This window comes from Nocardia australiensis (assembly GCF_020733705.1).
GTDB classification, from domain to species: domain Bacteria; phylum Actinomycetota; class Actinomycetes; order Mycobacteriales; family Mycobacteriaceae; genus Nocardia; species Nocardia australiensis.
In genome coordinates, this window is record NZ_JAJFZM010000017.1 from 1 (window position 1) to 14,753 (window position 14,753).

Below are 14,753 nucleotides of genomic sequence, written 5' to 3' on the forward strand. Positions count from 1 at the left end.
GCACGACACCGCGCCCCTCGGATGTCCCGAAGCCCGGTGCCCCTAAACCGGGTGCCCCGCAGGCCCACCCCAAACCGCATGCGGTCAAGCCGGCTCCCGGCCCTGCCCAACAGCACCCGCACCCGGTCAGTGTCCCCACGGCCAGCGACCCCAACGTCTGGGGCCGCGTCGATGACGACGGCACCGCATGGGTGAAGACCGCCGACGGTGAACGGATAGTCGGCTCCTGGCAGGCCGGTGACGCCGCCGAGGGCTTGGCGCATTTCGGTCGCCGGTTCGACGATCTCGCCACCGAGGTGGCGCTGCTCGAGGCACGCCTGGCGGCCGGCGCGGACGCACGCAAAACCAAGGCCGCGGCCGTCACTCTCGCCGAGTCGCTGCCGACCGCCGCCGTCATCGGCGATATCGACGGGTTGTCGCGTCGACTCGCCGCGATCGCCGAACATTCCGAGGAAGCGGCGGCGCACGCCAAGGAGGAAAAGGACCGCGCCAGGCACGAGCACACCGAACGCAAAGAATCGCTGTGCGCTGAGGCCGAGAAGATCGCCACCGAATCCACCCAATGGAAAGCCGCGGGTGATCGGCTGCGCGAAATCCTCGACGAATGGAAGTCCATTCGCGGCGTGGATCGCAAGGTCGACGATGCGCTGTGGAAGCGGTACTCGAAGGCACGTGAGGCGTTCAACCGTCGCCGTGGCGCCCATTTCGCCGAACTCGATCGCGAACGCTCGGCCGCGAAGACCCGTAAGGAAGAACTCTGCGTCCGCGCCGAGGAGTTGTCCGGGTCCACCGACTGGGTCGGTACCGCGGGCATCTTCCGCGATCTGCTCGTCGAGTGGAAGGCCGCGGGTCGGGCACCGCGCGAGGCCGATGAGGCGCTGTGGCGGCGCTTCAAGAGCGCTCAGGATGTATTCTTCGCCGCCCGCAACGCTTCCGCCTCCGAACGCGACGCCGAATTCGAGCACAACGCCGCCGCGAAGGAGGAGCTGCTGCGGGCCTTCGAACACATCGATCCGGCCAATGGCCTGGACGCGGCCCGCGCCGCGCTGCGCGAATTGCAGGACAAGTGGGACGCGCTCGGCAAAGTGCCGCGCGAACGCATCCAGGACCTGGAAGGCAAGCTGCGCGCCATCGAAAAGCGGGTCCGCGACGCGGTAGACGCGCAGTGGCGACGCACCGACCCTGAGGCAATGGCCAGAGCCGCCCAGTTCCGCGAACGCGTAGCGCAATTCGAGGAACAGGCCGCCAAAGCGACCGCCGCGGGTAATAAGCGCGACGCCGAGAAGGCACTGGAACAGGCCAAGCAATGGCGCGAATGGGCCGACGCCGCTGAGGGCGCCGTCAGCAATCTGTGAGCCATCGCGGCCCCAGCCCCGCCACCGAGCTGATCTTTCGCGGCCAGCTGATGTCCGGGGCCATCAGCACGACACCACCGACGCAGCGGGGCACAGTCCGTCACACCCCGCCTGACACACCCACCACGGAGCGAGCTTTACGAGCGACCGCTCGCGAACACACAGCGCCGCAGGCGCTGCAAATCAACCGAGACCGCGATTGCGGCGTTCTTCCTCTTCGGCGGCGGCGGCGATACGGCGTTGTTCTTCGGCGGCCAGTTGCACGGCGGTCCGGCTCCAGACGACGCGCACCCAGTGGAATGTGAGCACGATGATAGCGATTGTGCCGAGGATCAGGCCGATGCCTGGGCCCGCGCCGAAGTAGTTGGCGCCACCGGGGCCGCCGACCGCAGGGGTTTGCCGGTGCCAGATGGACAAGACGCCGAAGACGCTGGCCATGGCGGATCCGGCGACGGCGATCCAGGCCAGCACCCAGCGACGAGTCATCAGCGCGAGTAGCGAGAAGCCGATGCCGAAGATGACGACGAACCAGACGAAGATTCGCGAGGGCAGTCCGATGTGCTCAGCGTGGGCGGCGTCGGTGCCGAGCAGGATGTCGAAGCCGCGCGCGGTCCCGGCATGCGGCAGGATCAGCGACACCAGCAGCACGAACACCGTGCCCGCGACCACCATGGCGCGGACCCCTGGATCTATTTCGCCGGCCATGCGGCGCTCGACCATGTCGAGATCGTCGCGGAACTGTTCGAAGTTGTTGCTGCTTTCGACCGAGTTCACTTGGCCCTCGTTTCGTTCGGCGTCGTGATGGTGGGCTGTGCCGGGCTCTACTGTGCCATCGTCGGCCCCTCCCTTCGCGACCGGCCCACTACGCGAAGTAGTATTTGCCGTCGGGTCGGTGGCGTCCAACTTCGGCGCGACGTTGTCGGCGGCGAGATCTCCTCCGGCCGCATCGGCCTCGGCATCGCCGCCGGACGTCCGATCAACGTGGCCGAGGCCCTGGGGCTGGTCCGAATCCTCTTCGGGCACAGGCTGATTCATATCCTCAGCGCGCGAATCGTCGCCGTTGGAGGCGCGCTCCGCATCACCTCGGCCATGCGTGGGGTCACCGTCCACGCCCAGCGATCCGCTCATATCGACACCTCGCTGATGTTGAGTGCGCGCCGCTCGCTCATGTACCGCAGCCATTGGAGCAGCCCGCGGCGGCCGGTTCCGGGGCCGGTGCGCCGATGCGCGGCAGACCGAGGCCGACACCGATCGGTTCCGTCTTGGGGGTGATGCCGCGCTCATGCGCATCGCCGGCGCGGGTGCGGCGGTGGCCACGGACGGCGCCGTCGGCGATCAGGTAGTGCGGGGCGGCGCCGGTGATATCGACGGTGATGACGTCGCCGGGCCGGATCGTGCCGGGGCCACCCGATTCCGCGACCGCCACCGGCGGGCGGAAATGCACGAGCCGTCCGTCGCGGGCGCGGCCGCTCATGCGCGCGGTGGCGGCGTTCTTCTTGCCCGCTCCCTCGGCGACGAGCAATTCGACCTCGGTGCCGATCAGCTCACGGTTCGCCCCGAGGCAGATCTCCTCCTGCAGCGCGATCAGCCGGTCATAGCGTTCTTGGACAACGGCTTTGGGCACCTGGTCAGGCATATCGGCGGCGGGGGTACCAGGGCGTTTGGAATACTGGAAGGTGTAGGCGCTGGTGAAACGCGCCTGCCGGACCACGTCGAGGGTCTCCTGGAAATCCTCCTCGGTTTCCCCGGGGAAGCCGACGATGATGTCGGTGGTGATCACCGCGTGTGGCATTGCCGTACGGACCTTTTCGATGATGCCGAGGTAACGCGCCTTGCGGTAGGAGCGGCGCATTGCCTTGAGCACCCGGTCCGAGCCGGACTGCAGTGGCATATGCAGTTGCGGGCAGATGTTCGGGGTGTTTGCCATCGCCTCGATCACGTCATCAGTGAACTCGGCCGGATGCGGCGAGGTGAACCGCACTCGCTCCAGCCCGTCGATAGTGCCGCAAGCGCGCAACAGCTTGGCGAACGCGCCACGGTCGCGAGCCTCGTCCGGATCGGCGAAGGAGGCGCCATAGGAGTTCACATTCTGCCCGAGCAGGGTCACTTCGAGTACGCCCTGGTCGACCAACGCCTGCACCTCGGCGAGCACATCGCCGGGGCGGCGATCGACCTCCTTGCCGCGCAGCGACGGCACGATGCAGAAGGTGCAGGTGTTGTTGCAACCCACCGAGATGGACACCCAGCCCGCGTACGCGGACTCCCGCTTGGCGGGCAGCGTGGACGGGAACGCCTCTAGCGAGTCCAGGATTTCCACCTGCGCCTCGGTATTGTGGCGGGCACGCTCCAGCAGCACCGGCAGCGAACCGATGTTGTGTGTACCGAACACCGCATCCACCCACGGCGCCTTGCGCACGACGACGTCGCGGTCCTTCTGCGCCAGGCAGCCGCCGACGGCGATTTGCATACCGGGCCGGTCGGCTTTGATCGGCGCCAGATGCCCGAGCGTGCCGTAGAGCTTGTTGTCCGCGTTCTCGCGGACCGCGCAGGTATTGAGGACAACCAGGTCGGCAGTCGCCCCCGGCGCGGCCTTCACGTATCCCGCGTCCTCCAGCAGGCCCGACAAGCGTTCGGAATCGTGCACATTCATCTGACAACCGAAGGTGCGGACCTCGTAACTGCGCCCCCCGCCCTCGGCCGGGAGCTGGGTGGGCGACAACACTGCCTGTCCGATCGAATCCACCCGTCCAGGGTACGGGGACCCACCACAGCATTTTCGAGCGCATCGGCGCAGGCTCGGGCCGCATCGGCGGGGCCACGCGGCCCGCGCCAAAATGTTACATCCACGTGTCTATTCGGCGCGGCGATGCGGTGTGTCGCCGAAACTCGGGCAAATCCGCGATTTCGGCTTAAGGTCTTGGATCATGACCGACGCCGCTGCCGCGCCCGATATGACCGGGGCCGCCACGACCGGGGATGAGGGCACCAAAACCGGTGCGCCGATGATCTCGATGCGCAATGTGGAGAAACACTTCGGTGAGTTGCACGTGCTGCGTGAGATCAACCTCGAAGTTCCCCAGGGACAGGTCGTCATCGTTCTGGGTCCGTCCGGATCCGGAAAGTCGACACTGTGCCGCACCATCAATCGACTGGAGCCGATCGACTCCGGCGATATCGCCATCGACGGCGTGCCGCTGCCCGCCGAGGGCCGCGCGCTGGCCGCTCTGCGCGCCGATGTCGGAATGGTGTTCCAATCGTTCAACCTGTTCGCACATAAAACAATTCTCGAAAACGTCATGCTCGCGCCGCTGAAGGTGCGCAAGGTCGCCAAGAACGACGCACGCAAACGAGCGATGGAATTGCTCGAACGCGTCGGTATCGCCAACCAGGCCGACAAGTACCCCGCGCAGCTGTCGGGTGGCCAGCAGCAGCGCGTAGCCATTGCCCGAGCCCTGGCGATGAACCCGAAAGTCATGCTGTTCGACGAGCCCACCTCCGCACTGGACCCCGAAATGGTTCAAGAGGTGCTCGAAGTGATGGTGTCGCTGGCCAAGGAAGGGATGACCATGCTGGTGGTCACCCACGAGATGGGCTTCGCTCGCCGTGCCGGAAACCGAGTGTTGTTCATGGCCGACGGACAGGTGGTCGAGGACGCCGAACCGGAATCCTTCTTCACCGCGCCGAAATCCGAGCGCGCGAAGGACTTCCTCGGAAAGATATTGAGCCACTGACCATTTGCCGATAAGACCATCGAAACCATGATGAGGGAAGGAACGCGATGAGGATCAACCGTGCGCTTCGAGTCAGTGTCGGGGCGATCGCCCTGGCACTGACCGCCGCCACCGCAGCCGCTTGCGGCGGAGGCGACAGCAAATCCGCCTTGGATAACGCCAAGGAGGGCAAACTCACCATCGGAATCAAGTTCGACCAGCCGGGCCTCGGCCTGCGCAACAAGGACGGTTCCTACAGCGGCTTCGATGTCGAAGTCGCCAAATATGTGGCGGGCAAGCTCGGCGTCAAGACCGAGGACATCACCTTCAAGGAGGCCCCGTCCGCCCAGCGCGAGACGCTTATCGAGAATGGTCAGGTCGACTACATCGTCGCCACCTATTCGATCAGCGACAAGCGCAAAGAGAAGGTCGACTTCGCCGGTCCCTATTACATCGCGGGCCAGTCGCTGCTTGTGCGCGCCGATAACACCAGCATCAACGGCCCGGACGATCTCAAGGGCAAGAAGGTCTGCTCGGTCAAGGGCTCGACTCCTGCGAGCAATATCGAGAAGAACTACCCCGACACCCAGCTGCAGACCAACGACACCTACTCACTGTGCCTCGAGGGGCTCAAGGGTGGATCATGGGACGCGGTGACCACCGATGACATCATCCTGGCCGGCTACGCCGCGCAGAGTGCGGGTTCGTTCAAGGTCGTTGGCAAGCCGTTCACGACGGAGAACTACGGGATCGGCCTGCAAAAGGGCGATCAGGAACTGCGCGACAAGGTCAATGACGCGATCGAAACCATGATCGCCGACGGTTCCTGGAAGAAGGCATTCGACGACACGGTCGGCGCCTCCGGGTACCAGGCTCCGACGCCGCCGACGGTCGTCCGGTACTGAGTCCCGTGTGCGAGTGGTCCGGACCTGCCGGGCCGGACCACTCGCCGCTGCCCCCTTGTAAATCCACACCGATCGGAGGGACGCGTCCGCCGTGTTCGACCTGATCTCGAGGTACGACGATCAAATCCTCGAAGCTTTCTGGGTGACCATCCAGCTGACCGTACTGTCGGGTATAGCGGCACTGGTGCTCGGCACCATCGTCGCGGCGCTGCGCGTGTCCCCGGTTCCGGTCGCCCGCGCGGTCGGCACCGCCTACGTCACCCTCTTCCGCAACACCCCGCTGACGCTGATCATCGTGTTCTGCTCGCTGGGTCTCTATACGACAATGGGCTGGCGGCTCGCGCCGGAGGGCCCTGAATCGGTGGCGCAGAACAACTTCCGGTTCGCGATCGTCGGGCTCAGCATCTACACGGCGGCCTTCGTCTGCGAATCGCTACGCTCAGGCATCAACACGGTGCCGATGGGCCAATCGGAGGCGGGCAGGTCGCTCGGCTTCAGTTTCGGTCAGAATCTGCGCCTCGTCGTCTTGCCGCAGGCGTTCCGCTCGGTCATCGCGCCGCTCGGCAGCGTGCTCATCGCGCTGACCAAGAATTCCACGATCGCCTCGGCGATCGGTGTCGCCGAGGCCGCACACCTGATGGCGGGCATGATCGACTCCGAGGCCGCGTTGCTGGCCATCGGCGCAATCTTCGCGCTCGGCTTCGTAATCCTTACCCTGCCGCTGGGTCTGCTGTTCGGCTGGCTCGCAAAACGATACGAGGTTGCCCGATGAGCGCAGGCGCATCCGTCCTGTTCGATGCGCCCGGCACCCGTGCGCGCATCCGCTACAACGTCTACTCGGTGCTGGTGGTGGTCGTCGCCGTCGGCGCGCTCTGGTACCTCTACAGCGGCTTCGCCGACAAGGGCCAGTTCACCGCCGATAAGTGGAAGCCCTTCCTGGAGAAGGAAATCTGGACCACCTATCTGCTGCCCGGCCTCAAGGGCACGGTAGTCGCGGCGCTGCTGTCGATCGTTTTCGCGATGGCGCTCGGCATGATCTTCGGCATCCTGCGACTGTCGGAGCATCGGGTGGTGCGCTGGATCGCCGGCGCCATCGTCGAACTGGCCCGGGCCATCCCGGTGCTGATTCTGATGATCTTCCTGTTCGCGATCTTCTCCGATTACAAGCTGTTCAAGGTGGACGATCTGGCGCTGGCCGCCGTAGTCACCGCGTTGACCATCTACAACGGTTCGGTGATCGCGGAGATTGTGCGGGCCGGCATCAATTCATTGCCGAAGGGCCAGACCGAGGCCGCGGTCGCGCTCGGTCTGCGTAAAGGACAGCTCATGCGGCTGATCCTGCTGCCACAGGCGATCACGGCCATGCTGCCCGCGCTGATCTCGCAAATGGTTGTCGCGTTGAAGGATTCGGCGCTGGGTTATCAGATCACCTACGTCGAAATCGTGCGGTCGGGCCAGCAACTCGGTGCCTCCGAGCAGAACACGATTCCGTCGCTGATGGTCATCGCGGTCATCATGATCGCGCTCAACAGTGCACTGACCCTGGTCGCGACCAGGGTGGAGAAGCGGTTGCGTGGGCGCAAACGTAAGGGCGGCACCGTGGTGGCGGCCGATTCAATCCTCACCGATTCAGTACCCGGCGTCGATCTCACGGCGAAGTAGCCGAGATCGGCACGGTGGCATTCGGCGAAACCTGGTGGGAGCCGTGCCGGTCGCTGAAGCCGTATAGCGTTCGACGCGAGCGAACCTCGCGTCGAACGCTATATGGGTGTTCGGGGTTCCGGTAGTAACCGCGCAAAAACCAACGAAGTTCGGGTAGCTGCTGGTCGTGGCCTTATTTCCTGAAGTTTGGTGGTGTGCAGCTCGTCGCGGTGGGATCATGGATTGCATCGGGACGTAGGTGAGGGATTCGCCGGGCGCCTGCGTTTTCTTCCCGGTCGCAAGGTGCGCTCGACGGTCGGTGTGCCTCGGAACAACGGCGTTACGTACGACAAGCGACTGTCGCCGTTTCGGCGGTGACGGGTATGCAGGGGACGGAAATCCTTCCGGTGCACCCTGTTTCGGACAACCCCAGGTGTTGAGAGACTGTGGCTGATCGATGACGGTCATTCATCACCTGGGTAGACCGACGCAGCGTGCACCGTCGGATTCCGTCCGCTGCGATACCCTCACCGCCGTTTTACGAACAGCGGAACGACAACGATGGGCCAGCTTCAGAATTCCAGGGCCGGGATCTGAGAAGCAGATGATGCCGACGCCGCATAGACCAGCGTCGGCACCGTTATCGACTACAGCTGGCCAGCCACCGTATGGTAGCGGGCCAGGTGCTCGCCCTTGGGGCCACGGCTCTCGCCCACTCGGTGGAATCCGGCCTTTTCCAACACTCGCGCCGATGCGGGATTCGCCAACTCGACATCGGCAAAGACGGTATCCACATCCGGCACTGCCAACGCGAATTCGGTCAAGGCCCGAGTCGCTTCCGCGGCATAGCCCTGGCCCCGCCGCGAGGCCACGACACCGTAGCCGATCTCGAGTTGTCCGCCATGGGGCGGCCAGAACAGTCCGATCGCGCCGACCACCAATCCGGTGGCGCGTTCGATGATCAGTCGTTGCCCGTGGGGTTGCAGCCATGCCGGATGCTCAGCGAAGAGCGAGGCGATCACCCTGTCACCTTCGGAGGGAAAATCTTCCGCCCAATCGGCCTGCCGGTCGTCGTCGAGCACGGCGGCGGCTTCGGTGCCGGTCCATGAACGCAGCAGGAGACGCGCAGTGGTCAGAATTGCGGGATCGTTAGTGAGAATGCGAGACACGTTGGGGTCCTTGTCCTGTGAAGCCTGACCCGGCCCACGCGTTTCACTCTCGGGCGGACCGGAAGAAGACATGCTGAATACAGCTCGCGGCAGCCATATTCATCAACCTCCGAACGCATACATGCGCGAATCTCGCGACAACCGATGTTATCAGGCACGTTAAGCCGAGTTCGATCTCATCGACTGGGACGGCCTGCGTGGGCTGCGACCGGGTGCGCCGTCACCGCTGCGCGCGTTCACCGCGCTACCGATGTGTGACAGAAATGATCGTTTTTGTCCCACGGCGGCACGTCGTCGAGTCCGATGCATCAGCCCAGCTCGCCGCCAAGACAATTCGGGTCACAACTCGTGTGCGGTTTCTATGGGACGAAACCGCAGATGTCAGCCCTTTGTGGGACAGTCCGGGGTATGGCTCGGTTCGGGTACGCGCGGGTCTCGACCCGCGGGCAGAAAGACGATTCCCAGATCGACGCGCTCACCGCGGCCGGGCGGTTCCTGTTCCATGTCATCGCCGCGATGGACGAGATGCTGGCCGACCTGATCAGCGAGGGCACCCTCGAGGGTCTGGAGTCCGCGCGGGCCCGCGGCCGCGCCGGCGGGCGCCCGCCGAGCATGAGTGAGTTACAGGTGCTCAAGGCACGCGAGATGTATGCCGAGTGCGACGAGCGCGGACGCCGCCGCTACACCGTCGCCCAGATCGCCGAGACGTTCGCGGTGTCCCGCAAGACCGTCTACCGCAACCTCGAACGGTGAGTGCTCGGGAGTTGTTGGTGCGGGACCGATCTCGCCCGTCCGGTGGTGTGTTCTCAGCCTCGGCGCAGTTGTTCCTCGGCACGGTCGAGCAGTTCGCGGACGTGGCGGTGGGCGGCGAGGTAGTCCGCGGTGGTGGGGGCGGTGTTGTGGCCACGGCTGTCCGCGAGGGCGTGGGCGTGGTCGGTGATTTCGCGTTCGGCTTCTGCTTCCAGCGCCCGGACCGCGTCTTGTGCACGAGCGGCGGCGGCCTGCTCCGGGTGGGCCAACTCCCATTCGCGGCTCGTCCGCGCTGCCGCCGAGAGTAACCGGGCCAGGCAAGCGCGGGCGATCCACGCCGAAAGGTCGTCTCCGGCCGCTTCACGAACCTGCGCCAGGTGCGCTTCTTCCCGGTCTCCTTGAACGCCTCGGCGAGATCGCGATGAGCCTTGCTGAACGCGGTGGTGTCGAACACCGACTTCTGGAACTGCGGCGTCGCTGCACTGCGGCGCGGACGCCGATCTCATCGTCGACGGCGTGCTGATCGAACTCAAGACGCGATTGGGCAGCCTCAACCGCAAAATCCGGCCAGCGCTCGGACTCACTCTCACTGGCCGACATCTACCAGGTCATCGGTTACGTCCTGTTCGACACCATCGACGCGTTCGGCCTCCACACCGTGGCGCTCTACTCCGCCCGCTACGGGGCCCTGCACCAGTGGCCGCTGCGGCAGCTGCTCGACACCCTCGCCGGCGCACCGATCGACCTCGCCACCGAGCGGGCCACGGTCTCGGCACTGCTCGGCACCCGATAGCGCGGCATCCGGTCAGAACAGGGTGTCGCGCACCCGCAGCGGCCGATAGCCGGTCGGTCCGAGCGCCGCGAGCTCGGCGTCGATATCGACCTCGATCGCGCCGAAGAAATTGATGTTCTCGCCGTGCGCCGGACTGATATGGGCCAAAACCTCGTCATCGATGCGCCGTCCAGCACGGCGCATCTGCTCGACCGCGAGACCGTAATACTCTGTGGTCCAAGCGATCACCGCGTTCGTAGCCAGGGTCAAACACCACGCTTGCTCGGTCTGATCCTCGAGCTGGCGGGCGCGGATCATGCCCTCGTGCGCGTAGAGCAGGTCCCGGCGCAGCGCGTGCAGCGATTCGCCCTTGTTGAGCTGGCGAGCAATCTTGCGCCGATAGTCCGGATCGGCGAGATATTTCGCGGCGTAGATGGTGCGCCGCAGCGCCCCGTACTCCTTGAGCGCCGCGGCCAGGGTGTTCTGCCGCCCGGACGCCGAGAGCTTGCCAACCAGCAGCGAGGCGGTGGCGTGCCCGAACTTCAACGACCCGGCCAACCGCAGCAGGTCGTCCCAGTGCTCATCGATCAGATCCAGGTTCGCCTTGCGCGTCATCAACGACCCGGTATGAGGGAAACGGGCCTCGGTCTCGGCGCGAGCGCCGGGCCGATACAGGGTGATTCGGCCCAGGTCCCGGATCCGGGGCGAGAGCTGCATCCCCAGCAGGTCGAACAACCCGAAGTTCACCAAAGTGACACCGTGGGTATCGGTGGCGTGCTCGGTGATCGGCAGATCCGTTGCGTTACCGAGGATTTCATCGAGCACATAGTGCGCTTCACGTTTGGTGGCGACAATGATCTTCGTGCCGCAGGTGGCATGCTGATCGGTGACGTGGGTATAGGTACTGAGCCCTTCGTTGGCGAAATAACGGCTCAACGCCCGCGCGGTGATCGACTTGCCGCGCGTGGGGAACCGCTGCCCGTCGCTCGACGAGAGCGTCCCGGCACCGAACACCGAGGTCAGCGGTAACCGTTGGTGGTAGTCGATCAGGGCCAGGTTCGCCGCGCGCAGGGTCTCCTCGCGCACATACCATTCCGAAGTCCAGGCCAGGATGTCATAGGAGATGCCGCAGGCCTCGGCCATCCGGGTCAACCCCAGATTCGTCGAGTAAGCCAGCAGCACCGCGATCAGGTTGCGTTTCAACTCCGGTGTACGGGACTGCTTTCCACCGGCGTGGGTGAAACAGTCCAAACACCCGGTGCGTTTGTCCAGCTCGATCAGCAGCGACACGATCGGCGCGAACGGCAGCATCTCGGTCAGCTCCGCCTTGAGCGCCTTCGCTTCGTCGGGAACGTCCTCAGCGGTCAACGGTGAGATCACCAGCTCCCCGGCCTCGTCCACCCGGACCGGGCCGTCCCCGTCATCGAGCACTGCCTCGAGTTCGGCGACCGCGGCGTGCAGCTCGTCGACCACCTCGGCCAGCGCCCGCCCCGGATCGGCGGGTTTGCCGACCAAGCGGCAGAACTCGACGCGCTGCGGGCCCCACTGCTCGGCGGTGAGCAAGTAAGCGGCCGGGTCGGCGTAGCGGCGTGAGCCGGGCACGAACACGTCCCCGCTGCGCAACCCGTCCCGCAACCCGAGCAGCACGCACAACTCCCAGTAGTGCCGATACGCGGTCGAGCTGCCGGTCTTTCGGGCTTGGTCGAGGTAACCACGCCACTTCGCCGGGACGAACCCCGCCGGTGCTTCGTCGAAGACCTTGCGGCGCCCGGTGGCGTTCAGTTCGCGCAGCATCGCGACCGCGATCAGCAGCTCGCTCGCCGCGGTGCCACCAGCGAAACGAACCGATTCCAGCACCGCGGGGGTGAACTGGCGCGGATAGTTGTAGGAGGAATCCAGGGCGGCCAGATGTCCGTGATCACGGGGAAGGCGCGGTTTGGCCTGTGCGAGCGCGGCACGCAGGCGTCAGCGTGAAATACCGGAACAGCTCCTCGCGGCTGATCTCCGGGAACCCCCGCAGACGCTCCAACTCCTCGTCCGCGAACACCCGCGTCGCCACGAACCACACCCTCCACCCGCGCCGAACAACCTCATCGGCAGACAAGCCAAGCACCAAACACTCAGCGCCGCAGCCAGAACCACGAAACCGCCCGACCAGCGGCTACCCGAACTTCGTTGGTTTTTGCGCGGTTACTACCGGAACCCCTGTTCGCGGCGACAACTCCGAGCCGGTGGACGCTGCCGATGGGCCGATGGTGTATCGGACCACGGCACGCAGGCCGGTGGAATGGCCGATTGTCGCGTTGCTCGCGCTAATCGAGCGAATCGGGAAGATTTTCGGCGTCAGCGGCCGAGCCATGGGCTGCCAGTTCCGCTTTCACCACCCGATAAGCGGTGGACTGGTTGTAGCCGCGACGGGCGAGCATGCCGACCAGGCGGCGAATTGCCTTGTCGCGATCCAGGTTTGCAGGCATGGTCCGCAGTTTCCGGCGGACGAGGTCGATGGCGCGAGATTCCTCGTCATCGGCGGTGATAGCCGCGAGCGCGGGAGCGGCGTCGGATTGGGCGACACCCTTACGACGCAGTTCCTGGGCCAGTGCCTGTTTCCCCTTACCGGAGAAGGTATGACGGGCGTGCACCCATTCTTCGGCGAAGGCGGCGTCATCTATAAGGCCGACGTCGGTGAGACGGGCGAGGGCACTCTCGGACACCTCGGCGGTAAATCCCTTGGCCGCCAAGCGTTGTGCGAGCTCGGCGCGACTTCGAGCACGGACGGCGAGCAGGCGTAGACACGCATCCTTTGCCTGCTCAACCGTCCCGCCCTGCGGGGCTGGTTCCGATGAGGACCGGCGGGTGCCGGCCTGTTTCGGTCCCGATGGACCCCACTCGGATCCGGCCGCCACCGAATCCGCCTCCCATCGGCTTCCCGAACCAGAATCGTCCGATGGGCCGGTCTGCGATCCCCTACGCCGCGATACGGCCCCGGTCGAGCGCGCCCGCTGCGGTTCGAGCGCGCCCGACCAGGTTCCTCCCATGTCCGAGGCGACCGGATCGGCGGATCGGCCGGCAGCGGACAGGAGTTCATGCAACCGGCGCCGCGCATCGTTCACCGGGTCGGCCCGCTCCTCGGGAGCGAGCCGACCGGAACGTTGCGGCATACGTCGGTCGTTCATCGGATCAGAAATCGGCGGGCACCTCGGCCGCGTCACCCGCGGTCACATCGGCGCCGATACCGAGCTTTTCCTTGATCTTCTTCTCGATCTCGTCGCGGATATCGGTGTTCTCCAGCAGGAACTTGCGGGCGTTCTCCTTGCCCTGCCCCAGCTGGTCGCCCTCGTAGGTGTACCAAGAGCCTGACTTGCGGACGAAGCCGTGCTCGACACCCATATCGATGAGCGACCCCTCCTTGGAAATGCCGTGGCCGTAGAGGATGTCGAACTCGGCCTGCTTGAACGGCGGGCTGACCTTGTTCTTCACGACCTTCACCCGGGTACGGTTACCGACCGCGTCGGTACCGTCCTTGAGCGTCTCGATGCGGCGCACGTCCAGGCGGACGGAGGCGTAGAACTTCAGCGCTTTACCGCCCGTGGTGGTTTCGGGAGAACCGAACATCACACCGATCTTCTCGCGCAACTGGTTGATGAAGATCGCGGTGGTGCCCGAGTTATTCATCGCACCGGTCATCTTGCGCAGCGCCTGGCTCATCAAGCGGGCCTGCAGACCCACGTGGCTATCACCCATCTCGCCTTCGATCTCGGCGCGCGGCACCAGCGCGGCCACCGAGTCGATGACGATGATGTCCAGCGCGCCGGAACGGATCAGCATGTCGGCGATTTCCAGCGCCTGCTCACCGGTATCCGGCTGCGAGACGAGCAGGGCGTCGGTATCGACCCCGAGCTTGCGGGCGTACTCGGGATCGAGCGCGTGCTCGGCGTCGATGAAGGCCGCGACACCGCCCGCTGCCTGCGCATTGGCCACCGCGTGCAGTGCGACGGTCGTCTTACCCGAGGACTCCGGACCGTAGATCTCCACAACACGACCACGCGGCAGCCCTCCGATGCCGAGGGCGACATCCAGCGCGATGGAACCGGTCGGGATCACCGAGATGGGCTGGCGGGCCTCCTCACCGAGTCGCATGACCGCGCCCTTGCCGAAACTCTTCTCCACCTGAGCCAGCGCAAGCTCGAGCGCCTTGTCGCGGTCGTAGGCCTGTGGTGCCATGTCTTGATCCCCTTTTCGACGGGTGAGTCTCGTTTTTTGGTTGGCGCCCACATTAGAGGGCGGCACCGACAAGTTCTGACGACCAGCCTAGACGAACAGGTGTTCGAGTCAAGCGACGTGCCCGGCAACTCCGGAAGCGACTTCTCCGGCCTGGGACAACAGTTAGCTATCGATCATCGCACCAGCGAAATAGATCATCGCACCAGCGAAATCCGATCACTGTCCAACAG

Annotated in this window: 13 protein-coding genes and 1 pseudogene; 7 read left to right on the plus strand and 7 right to left on the minus strand. The window is 65.2% G+C overall.

Annotated features, from left to right (window positions below; genetic code table 11):
- Window positions 1–1,355 (plus strand): DUF349 domain-containing protein (locus tag LKE06_RS29220; RefSeq protein WP_228002613.1); only part of this gene is annotated, 1,355 nt, incomplete at its 5' end.
- Between the two features lie 183 nt (window positions 1,356–1,538).
- Here the strand turns inward: LKE06_RS29220 and LKE06_RS29225 are convergent.
- Window positions 1,539–2,129, minus strand: coding sequence for an Rv2732c family membrane protein (locus LKE06_RS29225; protein ID WP_443678142.1), 591 nt, complete (start codon window positions 2,127–2,129; stop codon window positions 1,539–1,541).
- Window positions 2,130–2,520: 391 nt separating this feature from the next.
- Window positions 2,521–4,098, minus strand: coding sequence for a tRNA (N6-isopentenyl adenosine(37)-C2)-methylthiotransferase MiaB (gene miaB / locus LKE06_RS29230; RefSeq protein WP_228002615.1), 1,578 nt, complete (start codon window positions 4,096–4,098; stop codon window positions 2,521–2,523).
- A 259-nt stretch (window positions 4,099–4,357) separates the two neighbouring features.
- On the opposite strand from miaB, the gene LKE06_RS29235 reads away from it, so the two are divergent.
- The 4 genes from LKE06_RS29235 (at window position 4,358) to LKE06_RS29250 (ending at window position 7,632) form a co-directional block, all read left to right on the plus strand.
- Window positions 4,358–5,086, plus strand: coding sequence for an amino acid ABC transporter ATP-binding protein (locus tag LKE06_RS29235; protein WP_228003250.1), 729 nt, complete (start codon window positions 4,358–4,360; stop codon window positions 5,084–5,086).
- A 47-nt stretch (window positions 5,087–5,133) separates the two neighbouring features.
- The gene (locus LKE06_RS29240; protein WP_228002616.1) at window positions 5,134–5,970 is read left to right on the plus strand and encodes a glutamate ABC transporter substrate-binding protein; all 837 of its coding nucleotides are present in this window, start codon (window positions 5,134–5,136) and stop codon (window positions 5,968–5,970) included.
- Between the two features lie 91 nt (window positions 5,971–6,061).
- Window positions 6,062–6,742, plus strand: coding sequence for an amino acid ABC transporter permease (locus tag LKE06_RS29245; protein ID WP_228002618.1), 681 nt, complete (start codon window positions 6,062–6,064; stop codon window positions 6,740–6,742).
- Window positions 6,739–7,632: an amino acid ABC transporter permease gene (locus LKE06_RS29250; RefSeq protein ID WP_228002620.1), complete on the plus strand. Its 894-nt coding sequence runs from the start codon at window positions 6,739–6,741 to the stop codon at window positions 7,630–7,632. The genes LKE06_RS29245 and LKE06_RS29250 overlap by 4 nt, the downstream gene beginning before the upstream one ends.
- 626 nt (window positions 7,633–8,258) lie before the next feature.
- Here the strand turns inward: LKE06_RS29250 and LKE06_RS29255 are convergent.
- Complete coding sequence (locus LKE06_RS29255; protein WP_228002622.1) at window positions 8,259–8,780, minus strand: GNAT family N-acetyltransferase; 522 nt, start codon at window positions 8,778–8,780, stop codon at window positions 8,259–8,261.
- A gap of 408 nt (window positions 8,781–9,188) precedes the next feature.
- Between LKE06_RS29255 and LKE06_RS29260 the strand changes: the two genes are divergently transcribed.
- The gene (locus LKE06_RS29260) at window positions 9,189–9,533 is read left to right on the plus strand and encodes a recombinase family protein (protein WP_228002623.1); all 345 of its coding nucleotides are present in this window, start codon (window positions 9,189–9,191) and stop codon (window positions 9,531–9,533) included.
- 53 nt (window positions 9,534–9,586) lie between these two features.
- Here LKE06_RS29260 and LKE06_RS29265 read toward each other — a convergent pair whose 3' ends face one another.
- The gene (locus LKE06_RS29265; protein WP_228002625.1) at window positions 9,587–10,063 is read right to left on the minus strand and encodes a hypothetical protein; all 477 of its coding nucleotides are present in this window, start codon (window positions 10,061–10,063) and stop codon (window positions 9,587–9,589) included.
- 125 nt (window positions 10,064–10,188) lie between these two features.
- On the opposite strand from LKE06_RS29265, the gene LKE06_RS32745 reads away from it, so the two are divergent.
- On the plus strand, window positions 10,189–10,323 hold the full coding sequence (locus LKE06_RS32745; protein WP_255650012.1) for a hypothetical protein: 135 nt from the start codon (window positions 10,189–10,191) through the stop codon (window positions 10,321–10,323).
- A gap of 12 nt (window positions 10,324–10,335) precedes the next feature.
- Here the strand turns inward: LKE06_RS32745 and LKE06_RS29270 are convergent.
- From LKE06_RS29270 to recA, 3 genes and pseudogenes are all read right to left on the minus strand, one after another.
- A pseudogene (locus LKE06_RS29270) lies at window positions 10,336–12,267 on the minus strand (Tn3 family transposase); the annotation flags it as partial.
- A 347-nt stretch (window positions 12,268–12,614) separates the two neighbouring features.
- Entirely contained in the window at window positions 12,615–13,205 is a 591-nt protein-coding gene (gene recX, locus LKE06_RS29275) for a recombination regulator RecX (RefSeq protein WP_228003252.1), read from the minus strand.
- Window positions 13,206–13,479: 274 nt separating this feature from the next.
- A complete protein-coding gene (recA, locus tag LKE06_RS29280; RefSeq protein WP_228002626.1) occupies window positions 13,480–14,523 on the minus strand; it encodes a recombinase RecA in 1,044 nt (347 codons plus the stop codon).
- Window positions 14,524–14,753: the final 230 nt, after the last annotated feature.